A 16,301-nucleotide genomic window follows, 5' to 3' on the forward strand; every position below is an offset into this window, starting at 1 on the left:
CGACGTGATCCAATGACGGGAAACCTCTACCGAGGCCAGGCCGGGCTGCCGTTCTCCTCCGCACTGCGGGTCTACGAACCCCTGGAGGCGTTCCCGGAGGACCAGCAGGTGGCCCTGCGCGCGGCGGGCGCCCGGAGCGTTTCCCGGGCGGCCATCGAAAACGCCGAGCTGCAGGCCTCCCTCGGCCGGATCACCCGCCCGGGCGGGGACCCGTTCCCCACCGGGGCGACGGATCTGGTCAGGGTTGTTGCGGTGCCGCGGACCGGCGGGCCGGCCCCGGCAGCAGGTCCGGACGACGCCGGGGTTCCCGACGCCGGCGCTCCGGAGCGCCTGCTGTACTGCCCCAGCCAGCTGGTGCTCCGGGCCGGGCTGGCGGCCAACGCCCTGATGGAGGGCATCCACGGGCCGCTGGCCCGGCTCCTCATCCCGGATGAGCAGCGCGACAAGCATCAGGAGCGCATCGATGAAGTGCGGGCGCATTCCGGGCTGGGCCGTGTGCACACCCGGGCGTCCACCTGGGGCATCCCCTTCAGCTGGTTTTGCCTGTACAAGGAATCGGACCCCACGGACGTGGTGGAATCCGAAGGGCGAATCGTCACCGTGCGCATCCGGGCGACGATCGGCGAGGCCCTGGAGCGGGTCCGCTACGCCGTGGCCCATCTGGCCCTGGCCGCCCCCGATCTGGACATGCTCGAGGACCTGACCCAGCTCACCGAATGGCTGGAGCTCTTCCATCCGGAGTCCGTGGTCGAACTGGACTACGGCGCCGTGGCGGACAAGGTCTACCCGGATGACTCCCCCATGGATGTCCGGCTGGGCATTGAGTGCCTGGCCGAAGGGGACATGACCGGGGCCGCCGCCGCCTACCGCCGGCTGGCATCCCGCTGGATCCCGATCCGGCAGCTCGCCCGCGCTTCGTGACAGGTTCGCCGGGCACGGCCTGTGGTTCACAGGCGGCGGCCGGTGCTATGGACGGCCGGCCTGATCGGTGAGAATGCCCGGCGCGGCGCCCTTCCGGGCTGCCGCTTCCGCGCTCTTGGGCGGCGCCGTCGTGCTTCGGACGACCAGCTGGTGCGGGGCCACCGTGGAGCGCACTGAACCGGCGATCCCGTCGAGCTCATCCAGCAGCATTTTCGTGCCCAGTTCGGCCTGCTGGTCCGGGCGCTGCCTGACCGTGGTGAGACCCATGGCCTCGGAAAAGTCGTGGTCGTCGATCCCGATGACCGAGAGGTCCTCAGGGACCCGCACCCCGGCCCGGGCGGCCTCAAAGATGATCCCCATGGCCATCTCGTCCGAGGCGCAAAAAATTGCCGTGGGCTTCGGTCCGGACCTGTCCCACAGCCGGTGGAAGGCGTCCTGGCCGCTGCGGACCGTAAAGTCCCCCCACTCGTCCCATTCCTCCCGGACGGTCAGGCCGGCTCCCGCCATGATGTCCTGGAAAGCCTTGATCCTGACCCTGGGGACGTCGAAGTTGAGGTCGGTTTCGTCGTCGCCGTGCAGCAGGGCGATCTCCGTGTGGCCGAGGTCGATCAGGTGCCGCACGGCAGTGGCGGCGGCGGCATAGTCGTCGATACCGATGTAGGGGCACTCTTCGACGTGGCCGCCGACGACGACCAACGGGATGTCGATCTTCTGGAGGTGCTCGATTTCCTCATGGGTCAAAGCCATACACAGGACCAGCAGCGCGTCGATCTGTTTGTAGACCATGGTCTTGCTGAAGAGCCGCTCACGGTGACTGCCATGCCCGCCCAGGTTGAAGAGCGAGAGGTTGTACTGGCGGGCATGGAGTTCCCGGTCGGCGCCCTCGATGGCCTTGGAGAAGAACCAGCGGCTGACGAAGGGGGCCAGCACGCCGATGGTTTTGGTGCGCCCGGTGGCCAGCCCGGATGCCGAGGAGGAGGCGACGTAGCCCAGGGCTTCGGCGATGCCCAGGATCTTCTCCCGGGTGGCCGGCGATACCCTGGGCAGGCCACGGACAGCGCGGGACACGGTGGCGGTTGACACTCCGGCGGCAGCGGCCACATCTTCGATGCTGACACCGGAGTGCCCTCCGCGCTGCGCCCTGTCTGTTGTCTTTGCCACCGTGTCCCCTTGTTGACTGACTCCTGAGGCAACTCGCAGCCTCCGAAGCACTCCATTAGCCTGTCTCCCCCACGGCAACAAACGCCCCCAAGCAATGCGGGGTCACTTGCCGCCCATAAACCCCCTCGGGATGGGCGCCAGGTGACCCCGCGTTCACTTGCGCCGGGCTGCCGTCCTTTCCGGCAGGCGACGGCGCAGCCGGATTAGTCCGTACAGGGCCAGCACCATGGCCAGCAGGCCCAGGGCCCAGCCAAGCGCCGGCTGGCCGGTCACCTCCATCCAGACGGTGACCACCAGCAGCACAAGTCCCCAGAACCCGAGGAGACCGATGATGATATCGAAATCCTCCGCGGAGCGGACACGGCGGTGTTCGTTGCGCACCAGGCCGTGGCTCGACTTGCTGTTCATGGCCAGGCCGTCACTTCACAGCGCCGGCGGTGAGGCCAGCGACGATCTTACGCTGGAAGACCAGCACCAGAATGACCAGTGGAATTGTGACGATCGTTCCGGCGGCCATGATGGCCGTGTAGGGAATCTGCTGCGGCTGGGCCCCGGCGAAGTTGGCAATGGCCACCGTCACCGGCTGGGTCGCATCGTTGGAGAGCTGGCTGGCAATCAGGAACTCGTTCCAGGAGGAGATGAACGCCAGGATCGCGGTTGTGAAGATGGCCGGTGCCGCCAGCGGCATGATCACCCGCCGGAACGCCTGTCCCTGCGTGCAGCCGTCGACCCGGGCCGCTTCCTCAAGCTCCCACGGCATTTCCCGGAAGAACGACGTCATGGTGTAGACCGTCAGCGGGAGGACGAAGGAGATGTTCGGAATGATCAGTGCCTGGTAGGTGCCGATCCATTGAATATTGGTGAACAGCTGGAACAGCGGGGTGATGAGTGCGACGCCCGGGAACATGGACGCCCCCAGGATGAAGCCGAGCACCAGGTACTTGAACCGGAAGTTCAATCGGGCCAGTGCATAGGCTGCGAAGACGCCGATCACCAGCGAGATGACGGTCACCGTTACGCCGATGAACACACTGTTCAGGAGCGCCTGGCCGAACCTGTTGCCGAACGAGGTGTCGAAGGCTGTGGCGAAGTTGTCGAGCGTCACGTGGGTGGGCAGGAGCGAGGTGTCGTAGGTGAAGCCCACGTCGCGGAACGCCGTTACCACCATCCAGTAGGCCGGCGCGAGGCACCAGATCAGGATGACGGCCGCACTGACATACGTGCGGACACTCGCCCACTTCTCGCGGTTCTGGGCTACCTTGCGGCCCCGGTCCTGCCGGGCGCGGAGTTCGGTCGCGGCGGTCATTTCTTCCCCTTACCTGCGCCGGATTGCTGCTCCACAACGTTTGCTCCGAGGAAGCGGACGAAGATGAAGGCCACCATAAAGATGATGATGAACGTAATAGTGGACAAGGCGGCGGCGGAGTTGAACCCTTGCCTGATTTGGTTGACCACCAGAATGGAGAGCGTCGTGGTGTTGTTGGAGCCCTCCGTCAAAATGTATGGAAGGTCGAACATCCGCAGGGCATCCAGGGTCCGGAAGAGAATCGCGACCATCAGGGCCGGTTTCACCAGCGGCAGGGTGATCATCCGGAACCGCTGCCAGGCAGAGGCCCCGTCGACCTTGGCCGCTTCGTAAACGTCGGCCGGAATCATCTGCAGCCCCGCCAGGATCAGCAGCGCCATAAACGGCGTCGTCTTCCAGGTGTCGGCGATGATGACGGCCCACCGGGCCGGGACTTCGCTGCCCGTCCACAGGATCGTGGTGTTGAACAGTTTGTTGCCGATGCCCTCGAAGGCGAAGATGAACAGCCACAGCTGGGCCGTGACGGCGGTGGGGATGGCCCACGGCACCAGGACGGCGGCGCGGACCAGGCTGCGGCCCCGGAAGGTACGCGCCATGATGATTGCCATCCAGAAGCCGAGGATCGTCTCCAGCGTCACCGTGATGATGGTGAAGTAGAAAGTCGTACCGGTCGCGGACCAGAACTGCGCACCGAGGGTCCCGGGCGGGCACGCCACGGTTCCGCCGCCCGGGGCGGCGCACTGCTGGAAAAGCCAGCTGACGTAGTTCGAGAATCCAGCCGGGCCGCCGGCGGTAAAAAGGCCCGAGTCGGGGTCAAGGCCGGCGTCCTTCTGGAATGACATCACGATGGCGCTGATGATCGGGTAGACGATCACAATTGCCAGCGCGACGATGGTTGGCGCCAGGAGCCACGAAGCCCACTTGCCCTGGCTCGCGATCGCGTTGTCCTCCCCGACGCCCTTGGGCCCGTGGTGGATGGGGGTACCGCCCGACGCCGGTTCCTTGACCGGCGTCGGGCCCAATTCGGTTGCCATGGCTGGCTACTGTCCCGCGCTAGCGGACTCGATGGACTTCTGCATATCGGACAAGGCCGCGTCCACAGTCTTCTCGCCCTTGATGGCCGAGTAGGCATTTTCCTGGATGGCCTTGGTGACGGCCGGGTAGAACGGGGTGACGGGGCGCGGCACGGCGTTCTCGATCGAGGTCTTCAGCACCGGCAGGTACGGCAGCTTGGCTACGAGTTCCTGGTCCTCGTACAGGGACTCGAGGACCGGGGCCAGTGAGCCCTGGGTGGCGAAGAACTTCTGGTTCTCTTCGTTGACGAGGAACTTGACGAAGTCCAGGGCCGTGGCCTTGTTCTTGGAGTAGACGCTGACGGCCGCGCTGTGTCCGCCCAGTGTTGATGCGCCGGGGCCATCCTTGCCGGGGAGCGCCGTCATGCCGAGGACGTCCTTGACCTTGGAGGATCCTTCCGTAGCGGCCAGGTTGTACACGTAGGGCCAGTTGCGGTGGAACAGGAGCTTGCCGTCCTGGAAGGCCTGGCGGCCCTGTTCCTCCTGGAAGGTGATGGCTTCCTTGGGGATGCTGCCGTCGGCGTAGGCCGCGGCGAGGTTTTCGAGGCCTGCCTTGGCCTCGGGGGTGTTCAGGTTCGGCTTGCCGTCCTCGTTGAGCACGGAACCGCCGGCGGAGTTGATCGCTTCGGAGGCGTTCACCGTGAGGCCCTCGTACTTGGCGTACTGCCCGGCGAAGCAGCCGATCCCGTTTTCCTCGGCGATGGAGCACATGCCCATCATCTCGTCCCAGGTCTTGGGAGCCGTGGGGACGAGGTCCGTGCGGTAGTAAAGGATGCCGCCGTCGGACGACACCGGAGCCGCGTAGAGGGTGCCCTTGTAAGAGCCGGCGTCAATGGTGGGTTTCAGCATGCCTGCCGTGTCCACTGCCATCTTGTCCTTCAACGGCTGCAGCCAGCCCTTGGCGGCGAATTCTGCAGTCCACACGACGTCGACACTGGCGACGTCGTAGTTGGGGTTCTTGGCCTGGTAGTTCTGGACGAGGTCATCGTGCTGCTGGTCGGCCTGGTCGGTCTGTTCCTTGAACGTGACCTTCTCGTCCGGGTGGGCCGCATTCCACTTCTCGATCAGCGGGCGGACCACGTTGCTGTTGTCCTTGCCCTGGACGTAGGTGATGGGACCGCGGCTGTCGAGGCCCTGCTCGGCGTCGGCGCCACCGGCGGTCGTGCCGCCTCCTCCTCCGCCGCCACAGGCGGAGAGGGTCAGGGCTAGCACGCCTGCTGCGGCGACGGGAAGTAAGAACTTCGGTGTTTTCATACTGGGGGCTCCTCGCTGAGTACCGGACAAAAAACGGCGGTGCGTTCGTGTGGTGTCCATCACGATAATCAACACCCGGTGAGGAATGCAAGCGTTTACATAGAACCTTTACAGAAAGGAGACTCTTGTGCCGGAGCCCGTCCTGTGCACCGGACCGCGCCAATTCAACGAAATCCGACGGCTGGGCGCCGCCAGCGCCACCGCCGAAACATGTTGCCGAAAGCTCACCCCGGTCAGCGAACCCGCTCGGCCCGCCCAAACCTCGACCGGGCACCGGAGGCGATATGGATGAGCACCAGGGTGCGTTTTCCGAGCGCGACGTCGAGCGCCTCCACGAGGGCGGACACCTCGGCTGCGAGCCGGTGCGGTGCCACGCCGTGGCGGGGCTGGATCCGGATTCTCAGGGCCGGTTCGCCACGGAATTCGTAGGTGGCAACGCTCGCGCCGGCCAGGTCCGGACGGTCCGCCAGGGCGGCCCGAAGTGCCTGCTCGGCCACACCGCTGCCGACCCTGACGTTTCCGGGCACCTCACCCGGATCCTCTTCGGACACGAGGAAGTTGGCCCGGCCCTTGCCCTGCTGGGCGACCCAGGCCACCATGGCGCCAATCACGAGGAGCAGCATCAGGACGACCACGATCCAGAGCCAGCTCTCCGGGCGCCCGGGGAAGCGCGTGCCCTCGAAAAGGTCTCGCCAGATGCTCCAGACGCCGGCGGCCCAGCCCTGCCACCAGGCGGCGACGGCCGGCACAGTCACCAGCAGGATGAGCAGTATTCCGATGGCCAGGAGCTTGAAGCCGAGGACGCCGATCAGGATCCGGTTGAGGGTTCTGGGGGTGCCGTTCATGCGCCGATCACCCCGGTCGAAGCCACATTGATGCGAGCCTCCGGTGTAGGTGACAATCCCATGTCCCGGAGCTCATCCTGGACGGCCGCGAGGACGGCATCCCGTCTCAGCGAGACGCCGGAGGTGGGACGGACGTTGACTTCGACCCGCTGCCGGGACACGGTCACCATCACCTGTTCCTGGCTCACGTTGGCCGCCAGCCGTGCCCGCCGCGCGAGCGCGGAGGCTATCACTTCATCGTCCACGACGACGGCGGCGCGGTTGTTCCGCAATCGGTGGCGGGCACGTCGTCCCGGCAGCACCGCGTTCAGGAGGAAGAACAGCCCCGCCATAACCAGCACCGCACCAACGACGCCGAGCAGGAGCGGCTGCACCCCGTTCGGGAGCGCCACCGCCCGCTCCGCGGCCGTCTGCGGATCCACGAGCCACGGCGGCTGGCCGACGGCCCGGACAGCGGTTTCCAGCAGGGCGTAGACGCACAGCGCGATCACGAGCACGGCGGCGATGATCGAGGCCACTGCCCTGGAGGAGTGAGTCTCGCGTTTGAGGATCTCTTCCACACCCTCGAGGTCCGGCTCCGCAGCTGCCGGGTTGCCGGCCGACGGTGCGGCGCTGGGAGCGGGCGGGACGTGGCTCCCGTGGCGGGAATTGTGAGAAGTGGAGTGACTCAATGGACCCGCCGTCCTTCGCTCACGCTGGCGCCGCTGATCCGGATGTCGACCCGGCTCAGCCGGGCACCGCTCAGCTCGGTCACGCGGCGCAGGATGTCAGCTTTGGCGGCCACGGCCCGGTCCCAGACAGAGCCGCCGAAGCCTGCGGCGCGTCCGGGGTCCCGCAGGACCGCTGTCAGCGGCGGAAAGGTGATGGGTGAGACAAGGGACAGTGCCAACAGCCCGTCGTCGTCGGACCACTCAGCCCGCACCTCATGCGGCGTGACGCCAAGGGCCTCCGCCGCGGCGGCCCGGGCCACGCTGGTGAGCGCCTGGGTGCTGATCCTGGTGTGTCCAGCCATCGCGGCGGCGCGGACCGCACCAGCTGTCCCGCTCATGACGAGGAACGCCGGCCTGTGAGTGCGTCAAGCACGCTGCGCAGGTCCAATTTCCCTTCCGCGGCGCGGCCCAACAGGGCTCCGATTCCCATGAACAGCAGGGCGCCCAGGAAACCCCATACGCCGAACTGGAAGGACATGAACGCGGCGAAGGCGCCCATTGCGATTCCCACAACCGTCAGATTCACTGGATTGCCTCCCTTGAATGCGGCGCTTCGGCCGGGGTTCCGGGCTTGGCCGGGCCGGGCACGTAGACGTCGTTGATTTCGATGTTCACTTCGATGACCTGGAGCCCGACGAGTTCCTCGACGGCCCCGTACACGGCGGCGCGGATCTGGTCTGCCAGGGCGTGAAGGGGTGTGCCGTAAAGCGCCACCAGGTCTATGTCGACGGCCACCTGGGTTTCACCGACCTCGGCGCGGACTCCGGCGGCATGGTCCGAGCTGCCGACGGCGTCCCGGAAAGCTCCGAGCGCGCGGGACGGGCCGGATCCCAGGGAATACACGCCGGGCACTGAGCGGGCGGCGATGCCCGCGACCTTCGCGACGGCGGTTTCGGAAATGACGGTGCGGCCGGCACCGGGCAGCGGCAGGTTGGTGGCCAACCCGGGCACCGGGGCCGCTGCACGCTGAGAATCCTGGTATTCCATGAGGCACTCCCCCTTCTCTTTGAGACCACCCTAGTACCTGCCAGCGACAAGGTGGCCGCTTGAAAGAGGGATTGGACGCCGTCGCCGCCGTCGACCTGGCATCGGTTGCTCCATTACTGCCCTTTTGCCCCGCCAGAAGGGCGGCTACAGAGCAATCGATGGGGTTAAAGAAGAAAAGCACCAGTTCCGAAGAACTGATGCTTCCCAGTGGTGGCTCCGACCGGCGTCGATCCGGTGACCTTTCGATTTTCAGTCGAACGCTCTACCAACTGAGCTACAGAGCCTAGGTGACATGTCACCATGAGAGCCGGAATTTCTTCTGGCAATCAGAGCGACCCTGACGGGACTTGAACCCGCGACCTCCGCCGTGACAGGGCGGCGCGCTAACCAACTGCGCTACAGGGCCTTGCTATTTTCTTGCTTCTCTGCAGTATCGCTACTGCAATTTTTCAAGGCCTTTAGCCTACCAGACTTTCATACCCGGCTTGACCAGTTCCTTGCGTACCCCCAACGGGATTCGAACCCGTGCCGCCGCCGTGAAAGGGCGGTGTCCTAGGCCGCTAGACGATGGGGGCCAGAACGCCATTCGGCTAAACCCACTGAAACAAAGACAAAAATTAAGGGCCGAAGCCTGTCGTTTTTGTCCTTTCGGGTTCCTCCGAACTGGACTATAAAACTATAAGGGCAGACCCCCGGATTATCCAAAATCGGCGGTCGCCGCCTGCCGGGACGCTCAACTCCGCCGGCCCAGGCCCTGCTGCGCCCGCTCCACGTCGCGAGCCGAATCCAGCTCGCCCTTGGCCCGCAGGCCGGCGATGACGCCGTCCACATCGGCAGCCGAACGGTTCTGGCTCAGCTTCCGTTTCGCTTCCACCCTCGTAATGACAAGTTCGACGCCGACAATCGCCCAGAGCTGGCCGGCGACGAAGCTCGCCGGCGCATCGTCGACGGTCCAGGGCTCTGCCGACGCCGCTTCATGCAGCGCGGTCAGCCGCCGGACGAGGTCGTCCACCCAGGCGGGGTTGTCATGGATGACCAGCCGGCCATAGACGTGCGCCGTGGTGTAGTTCCACGTTGGAACCACCCGGCCATGTTCGGCCTTGGCCGGGTACCAAGACGGGGAGATGTACGCATCGGGGCGCTGGATGATGACCAGGGATTCGCCCAGCGCCGGCAGCTGCCACTGGCCGTTGTTGCGGGCAAGATGGCCCAGCAGCGCCCCGTGGTCGCCGGCCTCCGGGTCATAGACGAAAGGCAGCAGCGTCGCGAGCAGTCCGCGCTCTGTCGAGGTCACCAGGTTGGCCGCACCCGGGTTCGAGAGCAACTCGTTAATGGCGCCCTGGTCGGCGGCGAAATGCGAGGGGACGTACATGGGAACTTCCTTTATCGTTTGCGTGCTGCGGTGTGCTGCGGAACGGCTGACAAGCTCAGACTACGAGCATCACAGCCAAGGTGACCATGACCGCGGCAATGCCGCCGTCGAGCACCCGCCAGCTGCCCGGCCGGGCGAACACCGGCGCAAGGAACCTGGCACCGGCGCCGAGGGCTGCGAACCACGCGATGCTGCCAAGACCTGCTCCGCCGGCAAACCACCACCGTCCGTCGGGGCCGTGGGCGCCGGCGAGGGACCCCAGCAGCAGGACGGTGTCCAGGTAGACATGGGGGTTGAGCCAGGTCAGCGCGAGGCAGGTCCCCAGCGCGGCCGCCCAGGTCCCCGCCTGCCCGGACACGGGCTGGGACGCCTGCGTTCCACGGATGGCCCGCCGTGCAGCCATCAGTCCGTAAACCAGGAGGAAGGCGGCACCGGCCCAGCGCACGGCCTCGATAACGCCGGGTGCCTGCTCGATGAGGACGCCGACCCCGGCCACGCCCAGCATGATCAGCACGAGGTCGGACAGGGCACACACGGCAACGACCAGCAGGACGTGCGAGCGCTGGACGCCCTGGCGGAGTACGAAGGCGTTCTGCGCACCGATGGCGACGATGAGGGACAGCCCGCTGGCGAGGCCCGAAAGGAGGGAGAGGATCACAGGTTCCACGCTAGAGGGCACCGGAACATGAAACCAGTTAATTATCCTTGCCGAACATAAGATGAACTAATGATTGATATCCATCCGGACCAGGCCCGGACTCTGGCCGCCATTGTGGCGCACGGGAGCTTCGAGGCTGCCGCCAGCCACCTCCGGGTCACGGCGTCGGCTGTGAGCCAGCGCGTCCGCGCCCTCGAAGTGGCCGTCGGCCGGCCGGTGTTGAAACGGACCCGCCCCGTCGAACTCACCTCCTCCGGCCACGCGGTGGTGCGCTTCGCCCGGCAGCTGGACATGCTCTCCGCCGATCTGGCCGAAGAGTTGCAGCCCGGCGCGCAGCCCGCCAGCGTCCGGCTGACCCTGATCATCAACAGCGACTCCCTGCACACCTGGGCGCTGCCCGGGCTGGCGTCGGTGGCGGACAAGGTCCAGCTGGAGATTCTGCGCGAGGATCAGGACTACTCGCTGGAGCTCCTCCGCAGCGGCGCCGCAGCCGCTGCCATCACCACCACGGCGAAGGCGGCGCCGGGCTGTTCCTCCCGGCGCCTGGGTGTGATGCGCTACCTGCCGGTCTGCACCCCGGATTTCGCCGCCCGCTGGTTTCCCGGAGGGGCAACGGCGGAAAGGCTTGCCGCCGCCCCGGTCATCATTTTCGACCGCAAGGACGACCTGCAGGACCGCTACCTGCGGTCAATGAGCCGCACAGCACTCCAGCCGCCCCGGCATTATGTACCGGCGGCCCACGAGTTCGGCGAAGCCATCCGCTGGTCAATGGGCTGGGGGCTGCTTCCCGAAATCGAAGTTTCAGAGGAACTGAAGCGCCGCACGCTGGTTTCCCCGGACCCCGCTGCGCACGTCGATGTGCCGCTCCACTGGCAGCAGTGGCGGTACGGATCGGCTGCCCTCGACGAGGTCGCAGCCGCCATCCAGGCCGCCGCCCGCCCCCTCCGGTGAGCCGCCGGGCGCGGCTGCACCCCGGGTGGCAGGAACTCGACTAGACATGGCCGATTTCCGCCAGTCCCGGGGCCGTTGTGCGGGCTAGATTGGCAGTATGGCCACAACCGCCCAGACGGGCTCCCCGCAGCCGGACAGCTCGCACCCGGGCGGCACCCACGAAGTGCCGCCGCCCGCTCCCGCCCCCACTCCCCCGTCCACGACCCCGCAGCCGGGCCAGATCAGCAGGCTCGGCATCGCCGCCGTCGTCGTCACCGTGGTGTTGTGGGCGTCCGCCTTTGTGGGCATCCGGGCCGTGGGACCGAGCTTCTCCCCCGGCTCCCTGACCCTGGGCCGGCTGGCGATTGCCGCCGTCGTACTGGGACTGGTGGTGCTGCCGCAACTTCTGAAGAACAGCAACCTCCCCCGGGGCCGCGAGTGGTGGCCCATCCTGGCCTACGGCGTCATGTGGTTCGGCGGCTACAACGTGGCGCTGAACGCCGCCGAGCACCTCCTCGACGCCGGCACGGCCGCCCTGCTGATCAACGTCAACCCGATCCTGGTCGCCATCATGGCCGGGGTGATCCTCAAAGAGGGCTTCCCGCGCTGGCTGATCATCGGCAGCCTCGTCGCGTTCGGCGGGGTCGCAGTGATCGCCCTGGGTTCCGGCCAGCGGTCGACGGCGGACGTCGCCGGGGTACTCCTGTGCCTGCTGGCCGCAGCCCTCGCCGCGGTGAGCGTCATCGTGCAGAAGCCGGTGCTGCGGAAATTCCCCGCCGCCCAGGCCACCTGGTTCGGGATCATGGTCGGTGCAATCTGCTGCCTGCCCTTCAGCGGCCAGCTGATCGCCGAACTGCAGGCGGCCCCCCTGCCTGCCACCCTGGGCCTCGTCTACCTCGGCGTTTTCCCCACCGCGATCGCCTTCACCACCTGGGCCTATGCGCTGTCGCTGATCGACGCCGGCCGGCTTGCCGCCACCACCTATCTGGTGCCCGGCACCACCATCCTGATCTCCTGGCTGGTGCTCGGCGAGATCCCCACCGTCTGGGGCCTGGTCGGCGGCGCCATCTGCCTCGTCGGGGTGGGGCTGACCCGGCGCCGGTCCCGCTGATTCGGGGCTAGAGTTTCAGCTATGCCCGCCTCCCTGCCGCCAGGCCTCCCGATCATTCCGACCGGCCCGGACAGCCCGGACGACGGCGGGAACGGCGCCGGCCATGACCACCCCCCGTTCCCGATGTCCGAGACCGACTTCGAAGCTGCGGTGCACGACGCCCTGGACCGGATCCCGCCGGACCTTGCCAAGACCATGAACAACGTGGCCATTTTCATCGAGGACGACTACACACCCCAGCCCGGCGACGATCCGGACACCGTGCTGCTGGGACTCTACGAGGGCGTGCCGCTGACCGAACGGGACTCCTGGTGGGACGCCGGCTCGCTGCCGGACCGCATCACCATCTACCGCCAGCCGATCCTGGAGATCTGCGAAACGCGCGAGGACGTGATCGAGGAAGTGACGGTCACCGTGGTCCATGAAATCGCGCACCACTTCGGCATCAGCGACGATCGCCTGCACGAGCTCGGCTGGGGCTAGCCTTGTAGGCATGGGACACGACCACAGCCACTCACACGGCCTCTCGGCCACTGGCACAGCCAAGCACCGGAAGCGCCTGGTCGCCGTCCTGGCCATCACCCTCGGGGTCGTCCTGATCCAGATCGCCGGCGCACTGGTTTCCGGGTCCCTGGCCCTGCTGGCCGACGCCGGCCACATGCTCTCCGACGCGGCCGGGGTGTTCATCGCCCTGCTGGCCGCCTGGATCGCCACCCGTCCGGCGAGCGACCAGCGCACCTACGGCTACCAGCGCGCCGAGGTGCTGGCCGCCCTGGCCAACGCGCTGGTGCTGATCGTCATTTCGGTGGTCATCTTCACGGAGGCGATCCGCCGGCTGGGCTCTGCCCCCGAGGTGCAGACCGACGTCATGCTGTACGCCGCCGTCCTCGGCGCTGTCGCCAACCTCGTGTCCCTGCTGATCCTCCGAGGCGCGCAGAAGGAGAGCCTCAACATCCGCGGCGCCTACCTTGAGGTCCTGGGCGACCTGCTCGGCTCCTTCGCCGTCATCGCCGCCGCCCTGGTCATCATGGTCACGGGCTTCCAGACGGCGGATACCATCGCCTCGATCGTCATCGCGCTGATGATCCTGCCGCGGGCCTGGCACCTGCTCCGCGATGTGGTGGACGTGCTCCTCGAGGCAACCCCCAAGGGGGTGGAAGTGCAGATGATCCGCGAGCACATCCTTGCCGTGGAGGGCGTGGTGTCCGTGCACGACATCCACATCTGGACCATCACCTCCGGCGTGCCCGTGTTTTCCGCCCACGTCGTGGTGGAGGATGCGGCGCTGGGTGCCCGCGGCGCCGACCAGATCCTGGACAAGCTCGTCAGCTGCCTGGGCTCGCACTTCGACACCGAGCACTGCACCTTCCAGCTCGAACCGCTCTCCCACGCGGAGCACGAATCACACCAGCACGCCTGAGCCCCGGGCACTGGGCCTGGCCCGCTGAATTGGCGGAAGGTCCGCGGCCGACACGCCCCCCGGGAATGTGACTAAATGACACGCTTGTTGTTTATCGTCGATCATCCCTTGCACGGCGTCGGCTGCAGCGACCATGGAACGCGCGCCATAGCTGGCCTCGAGGGCGACAATGGTTTCACGGCCCGGATCGAACCAGCACCCGGCGATCATGGTCGGCAGCGAGACGACCACCTCGGAGAATTCGCGATCTTCTCGCGGCGGCAGCCCGGACGACTGCCACGACATGGTCCTGCTAGCGTGCGCGGGCCAAGCGGTCATGGAACCTCCGGATGTCTTAATAGTTCCGGGTACCCAAACGCTACAGGTTTGCCTCTGGTGCTGCTATCCCACTGCTCTACGGGCGGCGCCATCTTTGCCACCGAGGTCACCCCTTTGTTCACCACTGCTACCATCCCCAAAACATGCCGATGGTCCGCCTCAACGGAGGCGAACCATCGGGTCGCATTCTGCGGGGCTGCGTCCTCTGAACCCGCTGTGCACCACTAAGCCAAGGTCCGAGCCCTATGTGGCGGCTTAGCGCTCTTCCAGGACGCCGCAGACAGCCGGGTCGGTCGCTTCTGCCGGGAGATCAGGGGTCAGCTCACTCGCGCCTTCGGGGTTGCTGAAGTTGTAGGTGCCGTTTTCGTCGTAATCCAGTCCGTGAATGACCAGGACGCCCTCGCCGTCGCGGATGGCCTCAGCGATCTGCTTGGCGGTGCCGGTGCCGTCGGCTCCGGGGTAGCCTGTGCCTGCCACATCGGTGAACTTAATGTTGTGACGGCTGTAGTTGTAGCTGCCATCCTTCGAGACCGGGAATCGCGTGACGTCCAGGAAGCTGGCCGGTGTGGTGTCCCCGCTCGTGTTTAGGGACACGACGACGGGACCATATGCGGGAACGCCCTCGACAGTGTTCACGCGCCCGTCGTCGTTGGCGTCCAGCTTGAGCGTGGGGCACTCGTTCATAGCCTGCTCACCGTAGTGGATGTGCTGGGCATGCGGGGCGTCAGGAGTCAGGCCCCTGGCATGCACCTCAATGTGCTTGATGGTTTCACCTCGCACGACGGCGGTTGCCGTGCCTGAGGCTCCGGAGGCGTTGAGCTGCTTCAGCTTGGCGGTCAGGGTGACGGTTTTCTCCTCTGATTTCGAATTATGGGCCTGGGCGGGCCCCACGGCCAGTGTGGTTGCAGCGATTAACGCCACGGCTGAGGCCCCAAGGGCCACTACAGATTTCCGATTCACAATTCACTCCTCAGTCGACGGCCAGTGAGGAGATCCCCCTGGTCGATTGTGATTCGGAGCACACACAACCGCGGATTGGCGTGAACGCGAGTGGAGGCCGCTAAGGGACGAGTAGCCTCCGCTGTGCTGTGGAGGCTACGCTCCAACGTCGCGACCGCCCTCGAGACACTATTTTTGCCCTTTGGAAGACTGGGATCAGGGCACGTGAAGATCAGGACAACGAATGAAAGCCGCGCTGTGTCTAAGAGATAGCTCTTGCGGCAGAGCCGCGGCACCGGACGGGCCACTCAGACGCAGGCGCCTGGCCGCATACCTTTCAACGTTTGCTCACGCAAGCGGCGTTGTCCGCTGAGGGCAAATTTCGTTTTCGTTGCCCTCCACGGAGAAGCTGGGCGCTGGCTTGTGGTTGTGTAACGGGTTGGTGTCGGTTCCGGGGTGACCCATCCGGGGCGGGGGTGTTCCCGAAGTACTCCTGACAGATCAAGCCGGACCCGCTGGAAAGTGTCAGGCCGTATTGCACGGCCGCGGGACCGGGACCATCCACTCAACCCTTTCAAGGAGTACTGCCATGCGTACATCTCTCAAGACTTTCCTCGGCGTTGCCGCTGCCGGTTCACTCATGTTCTCCCTGGCCGCCTGCAGCCCGGCGAACACCGCGTCCACCGCCCCGGCCACCTCGTCCTCGGCGTCCTCCTCGGCCGCGGCTGAGAAGCCGGAACCGCTGGCCTCGATCCCGGCGTTGACCGGGGTATCGACCGCGGTGAAGCTTGATGCGTCCTTCGCGACGGCCCTGGAGACGCTGAAGCTCACCCCGGGCACGGTCGGGACCGCCGCACTGACCGACGGTTCGCTGATCTTCCCGATCACCGGCGGCAAGGTCGACTACTACGACCCGGCCAAGGACTACCGCCCGTTCGTCCAGGGCCTGATCAGCCACGCCGACTCCGGGTTCTCCCTTACCGCCGGGGACACGAAGGTCGACCTGACCAACTTCACCATCGACCCGGGCACCTCCAAGCTCTACGGTGATGTCGCAGTCAACGGCAAGACCGCCGTGAAGCAGGCCTACATCTTCAACCTCGACGGCTCGACCCTCAAGCCCCTCCAGGCAGAAGGCGACACCGCGGTCCTGGAAGGCACCCGCGTGCTGATCTCCGACACCGCCGCCGGCCTGCTGAACAAAACCTTCAACACCGACGCCGTGAAAGCCGACATGCTCGTCGGCATCGCCAAAATCACCGTCAACACCAAGTAACAACCCACCAGGAATACCTG

Annotated in this window: 20 protein-coding genes and 3 tRNA genes; 6 read left to right on the forward strand and 17 right to left on the reverse strand. The window is 66.2% G+C overall.

Annotated features, from left to right (window positions below):
- Positions 1 to 12 precede the first annotated feature (12 nt).
- Complete coding sequence (locus tag ABIB29_RS11290; protein WP_354172794.1) at positions 13 to 921, forward strand: DUF8083 family protein; 909 nt, start codon at positions 13 to 15, stop codon at positions 919 to 921.
- A gap of 45 nt (positions 922 to 966) precedes the next feature.
- Here ABIB29_RS11290 and ABIB29_RS11295 read toward each other — a convergent pair whose 3' ends face one another.
- The 15 genes from ABIB29_RS11295 to ABIB29_RS11365 all read right to left on the reverse strand — a co-directional run bounded on the left by ABIB29_RS11295 (position 967) and on the right by ABIB29_RS11365 (position 10,287).
- Positions 967 to 2,082 (reverse strand): LacI family DNA-binding transcriptional regulator, encoded by a 1,116-nt coding sequence (locus ABIB29_RS11295; RefSeq protein ID WP_354172796.1) that lies wholly within the window; start codon positions 2,080 to 2,082, stop codon positions 967 to 969.
- A 153-nt stretch (positions 2,083 to 2,235) separates the two neighbouring features.
- Positions 2,236 to 2,490 (reverse strand): hypothetical protein, encoded by a 255-nt coding sequence (locus tag ABIB29_RS11300; RefSeq protein ID WP_354172798.1) that lies wholly within the window; start codon positions 2,488 to 2,490, stop codon positions 2,236 to 2,238.
- Positions 2,491 to 2,500: 10 nt separating this feature from the next.
- The gene (locus tag ABIB29_RS11305) at positions 2,501 to 3,388 is read right to left on the reverse strand and encodes a carbohydrate ABC transporter permease (protein WP_354172800.1); all 888 of its coding nucleotides are present in this window, start codon (positions 3,386 to 3,388) and stop codon (positions 2,501 to 2,503) included.
- Positions 3,385 to 4,422 carry a carbohydrate ABC transporter permease gene (locus tag ABIB29_RS11310; protein ID WP_354172801.1) on the reverse strand — a complete coding sequence of 346 codons (1,038 nt, stop codon included), beginning with the start codon at positions 4,420 to 4,422 and terminating at the stop codon, positions 3,385 to 3,387. The genes ABIB29_RS11305 and ABIB29_RS11310 overlap by 4 nt, the downstream gene beginning before the upstream one ends.
- 6 nt (positions 4,423 to 4,428) lie before the next feature.
- Entirely contained in the window at positions 4,429 to 5,715 is a 1,287-nt protein-coding gene (locus tag ABIB29_RS11315) for an ABC transporter substrate-binding protein (protein WP_354172803.1), read from the reverse strand.
- A 233-nt stretch (positions 5,716 to 5,948) separates the two neighbouring features.
- On the reverse strand, positions 5,949 to 6,560 hold the full coding sequence (locus ABIB29_RS11320) for a hypothetical protein (protein WP_354172804.1): 612 nt from the start codon (positions 6,558 to 6,560) through the stop codon (positions 5,949 to 5,951).
- A complete protein-coding gene (locus ABIB29_RS11325; protein WP_502915594.1) occupies positions 6,557 to 7,231 on the reverse strand; it encodes a DUF6286 domain-containing protein in 675 nt (224 codons plus the stop codon). The genes ABIB29_RS11320 and ABIB29_RS11325 overlap by 4 nt, the downstream gene beginning before the upstream one ends.
- On the reverse strand, positions 7,228 to 7,608 hold the full coding sequence (locus ABIB29_RS11330) for a hypothetical protein (RefSeq protein ID WP_354172806.1): 381 nt from the start codon (positions 7,606 to 7,608) through the stop codon (positions 7,228 to 7,230). Before ABIB29_RS11330 ends, ABIB29_RS11325 begins: the two co-directional genes overlap by 4 nt.
- On the reverse strand, positions 7,605 to 7,796 hold the full coding sequence (locus tag ABIB29_RS11335) for a hypothetical protein (protein WP_354172807.1): 192 nt from the start codon (positions 7,794 to 7,796) through the stop codon (positions 7,605 to 7,607). The genes ABIB29_RS11330 and ABIB29_RS11335 overlap by 4 nt, the downstream gene beginning before the upstream one ends.
- Complete coding sequence (locus ABIB29_RS11340; protein WP_354172809.1) at positions 7,793 to 8,257, reverse strand: Asp23/Gls24 family envelope stress response protein; 465 nt, start codon at positions 8,255 to 8,257, stop codon at positions 7,793 to 7,795. Before ABIB29_RS11340 ends, ABIB29_RS11335 begins: the two co-directional genes overlap by 4 nt.
- Before the next feature lie 208 nt (positions 8,258 to 8,465).
- Positions 8,466 to 8,541 (reverse strand) — tRNA-Phe (locus tag ABIB29_RS11345).
- A 48-nt stretch (positions 8,542 to 8,589) separates the two neighbouring features.
- Positions 8,590 to 8,663 (reverse strand) — tRNA-Asp (locus ABIB29_RS11350).
- Positions 8,664 to 8,759: 96 nt separating this feature from the next.
- Positions 8,760 to 8,832 (reverse strand) — tRNA-Glu (locus ABIB29_RS11355).
- A 158-nt stretch (positions 8,833 to 8,990) separates the two neighbouring features.
- The gene (locus ABIB29_RS11360; RefSeq protein ID WP_354172810.1) at positions 8,991 to 9,629 is read right to left on the reverse strand and encodes an FMN-binding negative transcriptional regulator; all 639 of its coding nucleotides are present in this window, start codon (positions 9,627 to 9,629) and stop codon (positions 8,991 to 8,993) included.
- Positions 9,630 to 9,684: 55 nt separating this feature from the next.
- Positions 9,685 to 10,287 (reverse strand): LysE/ArgO family amino acid transporter, encoded by a 603-nt coding sequence (locus ABIB29_RS11365; protein WP_354172812.1) that lies wholly within the window; start codon positions 10,285 to 10,287, stop codon positions 9,685 to 9,687.
- 69 nt (positions 10,288 to 10,356) lie between these two features.
- On the opposite strand from ABIB29_RS11365, the gene ABIB29_RS11370 reads away from it, so the two are divergent.
- The 4 genes from ABIB29_RS11370 to ABIB29_RS11385 all read left to right on the forward strand — a co-directional run bounded on the left by ABIB29_RS11370 (position 10,357) and on the right by ABIB29_RS11385 (position 13,748).
- Positions 10,357 to 11,238 carry an ArgP/LysG family DNA-binding transcriptional regulator gene (locus ABIB29_RS11370; protein WP_354172814.1) on the forward strand — a complete coding sequence of 294 codons (882 nt, stop codon included), beginning with the start codon at positions 10,357 to 10,359 and terminating at the stop codon, positions 11,236 to 11,238.
- Positions 11,239 to 11,335: 97 nt separating this feature from the next.
- The gene (locus tag ABIB29_RS11375; protein WP_354172816.1) at positions 11,336 to 12,328 is read left to right on the forward strand and encodes a DMT family transporter; all 993 of its coding nucleotides are present in this window, start codon (positions 11,336 to 11,338) and stop codon (positions 12,326 to 12,328) included.
- A gap of 21 nt (positions 12,329 to 12,349) precedes the next feature.
- Positions 12,350 to 12,811, forward strand: coding sequence for a metallopeptidase family protein (locus ABIB29_RS11380; RefSeq protein WP_354172818.1), 462 nt, complete (start codon positions 12,350 to 12,352; stop codon positions 12,809 to 12,811).
- Positions 12,812 to 12,821: 10 nt separating this feature from the next.
- A complete protein-coding gene (locus ABIB29_RS11385; protein ID WP_354172820.1) occupies positions 12,822 to 13,748 on the forward strand; it encodes a cation diffusion facilitator family transporter in 927 nt (308 codons plus the stop codon).
- Here ABIB29_RS11385 and ABIB29_RS11390 read toward each other — a convergent pair.
- Both ABIB29_RS11390 and ABIB29_RS11395 read right to left on the reverse strand, forming a co-directional pair.
- On the reverse strand, positions 13,731 to 14,033 hold the full coding sequence (locus ABIB29_RS11390) for a hypothetical protein (protein ID WP_354172822.1): 303 nt from the start codon (positions 14,031 to 14,033) through the stop codon (positions 13,731 to 13,733). The two genes, ABIB29_RS11385 and ABIB29_RS11390, sit on opposite strands and share 18 nt — an antisense overlap.
- Positions 14,034 to 14,321: 288 nt before the next feature.
- Complete coding sequence (locus ABIB29_RS11395; RefSeq protein ID WP_354172824.1) at positions 14,322 to 15,026, reverse strand: hypothetical protein; 705 nt, start codon at positions 15,024 to 15,026, stop codon at positions 14,322 to 14,324.
- Positions 15,027 to 15,594: 568 nt separating this feature from the next.
- Between ABIB29_RS11395 and ABIB29_RS11400 the strand changes: the two genes are divergently transcribed.
- Positions 15,595 to 16,281, forward strand: a complete 687-nt coding sequence (locus tag ABIB29_RS11400; protein WP_354172826.1) for a hypothetical protein — start codon at positions 15,595 to 15,597, stop codon at positions 16,279 to 16,281.
- Positions 16,282 to 16,301: the final 20 nt, after the last annotated feature.

Source organism: Arthrobacter sp. UYEF36, from assembly GCF_040547025.1.
Taxonomy (GTDB): domain Bacteria; phylum Actinomycetota; class Actinomycetes; order Actinomycetales; family Micrococcaceae; genus Arthrobacter.